Source organism: Kitasatospora sp. NPDC002551, assembly GCF_040296005.1.
Taxonomy (GTDB): domain Bacteria; phylum Actinomycetota; class Actinomycetes; order Streptomycetales; family Streptomycetaceae; genus Kitasatospora.
The window spans coordinates 1-3,211 of record NZ_JBEOWI010000149.1; the positions used below are offsets into that span (position 1 = coordinate 1).

Sequence of the window (3,211 nt, forward strand, 5' to 3'; positions counted from 1 at the left end):
CCGGCTTCAGCCTTGACCGGCTGTCCTCGATCGGCTCGGAGATCGCCTCCGAGATGCGTGGCGCCCAGGCAAAGCGCCCGGCCGCGGGCGGCCGCCCCCGGGCGCAGCGCATGCTGAACGCGACCGACATGAAGGCCGCGATGGGGAAGTTCCACCCGGGTGTCGACCCGGTCTTCGACCTTCAGCTGCTCCTGCGTACCTGCTCCACCGACCCGCACCGGCCGCGTCTTCTGCTGGACCAGCTTCTCGCTGCCCTGGAGGGCTGGGCGGGCGACAACTACCTGCGGCCTGTCGGGCTGAACCTCGGCATCACCCGGCTGCGCGCCGACTCGGTGTTCTACCGTCAGCACTTCGACCGGCGCTTCGAGACGGGGCTCTTCGCCCCGCGCCGGCGTGGGTGGGTGACCGGCGAGGAGATCGCCGGGCTGCTGAAGCCCCCGACCAAGCACAACTCGGCGGCGAACGTGATGCGCTCCGGTGGTGTGGTCCCTCCGCCCCACCCGGGACTGCCGTCGTGGACCGGCCAGCCCGACCTGCTGCCGCTCGGCTGGGTCTCCCGGCCCGGCGGCGGAGAGCGCCTGGCCGGCATCCCGTTGCGCTACCTGCTGTTCGCCCTGTTCCTGGGCAAGGCGGGCTACGGCAAGACGGAGATGAGCCTCGTCCAGGCCATCGCGCTGGCCCACAACGGGCACGGCATCCTGTTTCTGGATCCGCATGGGGACGGCTGGCAGAGGGCCCGGCCGTACCTCGCGCACCGCGAGCTCGCGCCGCGGATCTGGGAGATCGACCTGACCTCGCCCGACATGAACGCCCGGGTCGCGTCCTGGAACCCGCTGTCGATGCAGAACCGCAAAGAGGAGGACATCCCCGACATCGTCCAGTACGTGGTCACGGGCTTCTCCAGCGCGCTGAACTGGAGCGACTCGGCAGGCCGCGCCAAGACGATCCTCACCCGCTCGGTCGAGTCGCTCGTCGAGCTGTCCCTGCTGCTCGCGAAGGCCGGCAAGCCGGAACTCGCGCCCACGATCTTCCAGATCCGCACGATCCTCACCGACGAGGAGTGGCGCGACGCCGTCGTCCCCTACCTGTCGAAGAACCTGCGGGACTTCTGGGAGAAGACCTACAAGAAGTACCCGGGCGAGGCGACGCCGGTCGTCACCAACATCATCGAGCGCCTCGACAGCAGCAACGCAGTGAAGGCGTTCCTCGGGTCGTCGTTGTCCACCTACGACATCCGCACCGCCATGGACCAGGGCAAGGTCGTCTTCATCTGCCCGTCGGGCACGGGCGACACCGACCGGATCGTGTCGTGCCTGCTGATCTACGACCTGTTCCGAGCCGGTCTGTCGCGCCGGGACATACCCGTGGCGGACCGCAAGGACTTCTACTGCTTCATCGACGAGCTCACCGCGGTCGACGGGGCCAGCAAGGGCACGCTGGCGGCGATCGCCGAACAGCTGCGCAAGTTCCGGGTCAAGCTCTTGGCGATGACGCAGATGGCACAGCGTCTGACCCCGACGACCAGGCAGGGGTTGCTGCAGAACCTGTCGGTGCTCTCCACGACCGCCAGCGACGTCGACGAGGCGCTGCTGGTGACCCGGCGCTGGGGCAAGAAGGTCGAGCCGGACACCATCACCGCCCTGCGGCCGTACAACTACGTGATGTCGGTGACCCTCGCCGACGGGCGCACCGACCCCTTCCGGGTGCGGGGTGCCAGCGTCGAGGAGCTGTACGAGGACTACCACCGGCCCGACGATCTGCCGAAGCTGTCGGCGTCCGTCGACCAGAACCTGCGTCGGCGCCCGGTGCGGGACATCCTCGACGACCTCCGTCGGCTCGACAACCGGATCATGCGTGCCCTCGCCTCGATCCAGGTGCAGCCGGACGATGACGACGACGTGCCCCGCGGCCGCGACCAGGAGCGCGCCGCCGACGACACCCAGGCCCAGGCCGAGGAGGGGCCCGAGAGCGGGCGGGTTCGGATCAGCAAGGACCCGGGCACCGTGATCAGTGGCCCGACCGACGAGGAACCGCCGTACGACGAGGAAGAGCCGCCGTACGACGAGGACGACGGCCCGGCCGGCGGCTCGGTGGTCGTATGAGCATGATCACCGACGCCCCTGCTCCGAGCGTGGAGCAGCGCGCGAGCTTCCACTCCATCGGCACCCGGGTGCTCCACGTGCTGTACCAGCACCGGGTGATGTCCACCGATCAGCTGCAGCGGCTGCTGCTGCCGGCGGCGAGCGCCTCCTACCTGCGCCGTCAGCTGCGCGGCCTCCTCGCGGCCGGTCTGGTCCAGCGCATCTGGGCCAGCCACCAGCCCCAGGCTGCCGGACAAGGGGAGCGCAAGACGCGGCGTCCGACCAAGCCGCCGTACCTGTGGTTCCTGACCGAGGAGGGCGCGCAGTCCGTGGAGGACGGCGGGGAGCTCCACCCGCGGCCCTACCGGATCACGCCGGAGGCGGTCGCCGGGGCTCGGCAGCTGCACACCCTGGCGGTCAACGAGACGGGCATCGCCTTCGTGCGGCACGCGGCTCGGCTGGGGCACGAGTGCGGGCCGCTCGACTGGACGCCGGAGGTCGCCCATCGGATCCGGGACGGGCAGCGGCGTTTCGAGGACGACCACGTCATCAGCGACGCGGTCCTGAGCTACGTGCATGTGCGCCGGGGACAGCGGGCGATGATGACGCTGTTCCTGGAGCTGGACCGGGCCACGATGACGGCCGCCCGACTGGCGGCCAAGATCGCGGCGTACGGCCGGATGCACGAGTACGTGCCGCAGCACCCCGACCGGGCCCGCCGGTCGGCGGCGTCGACCAGGCCGGCGTGGCAGTACACCTACCCCGTCTTCCCCCGGCTCCTGGTGGTCTTGGACGGCAGGCCCTCGCCCACGCTCGCCTCCCGGCTCGCCGCGCGGACCGAAGACCTCTACACCCTGACCCGGGCGGATCCGCGGCTCTCGCGCCTGGCCGGCCGGCTGTCGATCGGCGTGACCACGCTGCAGCTCTTGCAGGAACGCGGCCCGTTCGAGCCGATCTTCACGCCGCTCCTGCGCGGCACCCCCGAGCAGCGGCCCCCGCTGACCGACCTGTACCTCAAGACCGCTCAGTGAGCCGGCGCGGCCCGCCCCGCCGCGCCGCCCCCCCCAGAAGGACACACATCGGAAGAGCACACCGCTGAACACCACTCACAAGACTAACGATAGCGGATT

At 70.4% G+C, this 3,211-nt stretch carries 2 protein-coding genes; both read left to right on the plus strand.

Going from position 1 to position 3,211, the window contains the following annotated elements; all coding sequences use genetic code 11:
• A partial coding sequence (locus ABT093_RS40670) for a type IV secretory system conjugative DNA transfer family protein (RefSeq protein WP_350572547.1) occupies positions 1 to 2,102 on the plus strand: 2,102 nt, incomplete at its 5' end.
• Entirely contained in the window at positions 2,099 to 3,112 is a 1,014-nt protein-coding gene (locus ABT093_RS40675; RefSeq protein WP_350572548.1) for a replication-relaxation family protein, read from the plus strand. The genes ABT093_RS40670 and ABT093_RS40675, both read left to right, overlap by 4 nt.
• Positions 3,113 to 3,211: the final 99 nt, after the last annotated feature.

Coding starts and splice junctions, on each gene's coding strand:
- ABT093_RS40675 (WP_350572548.1), top strand. CDS start 2,099: ATGAGCATGATCACCGACGCCCCTGCTCCGAGCGTGGAGCAGCGCGCG.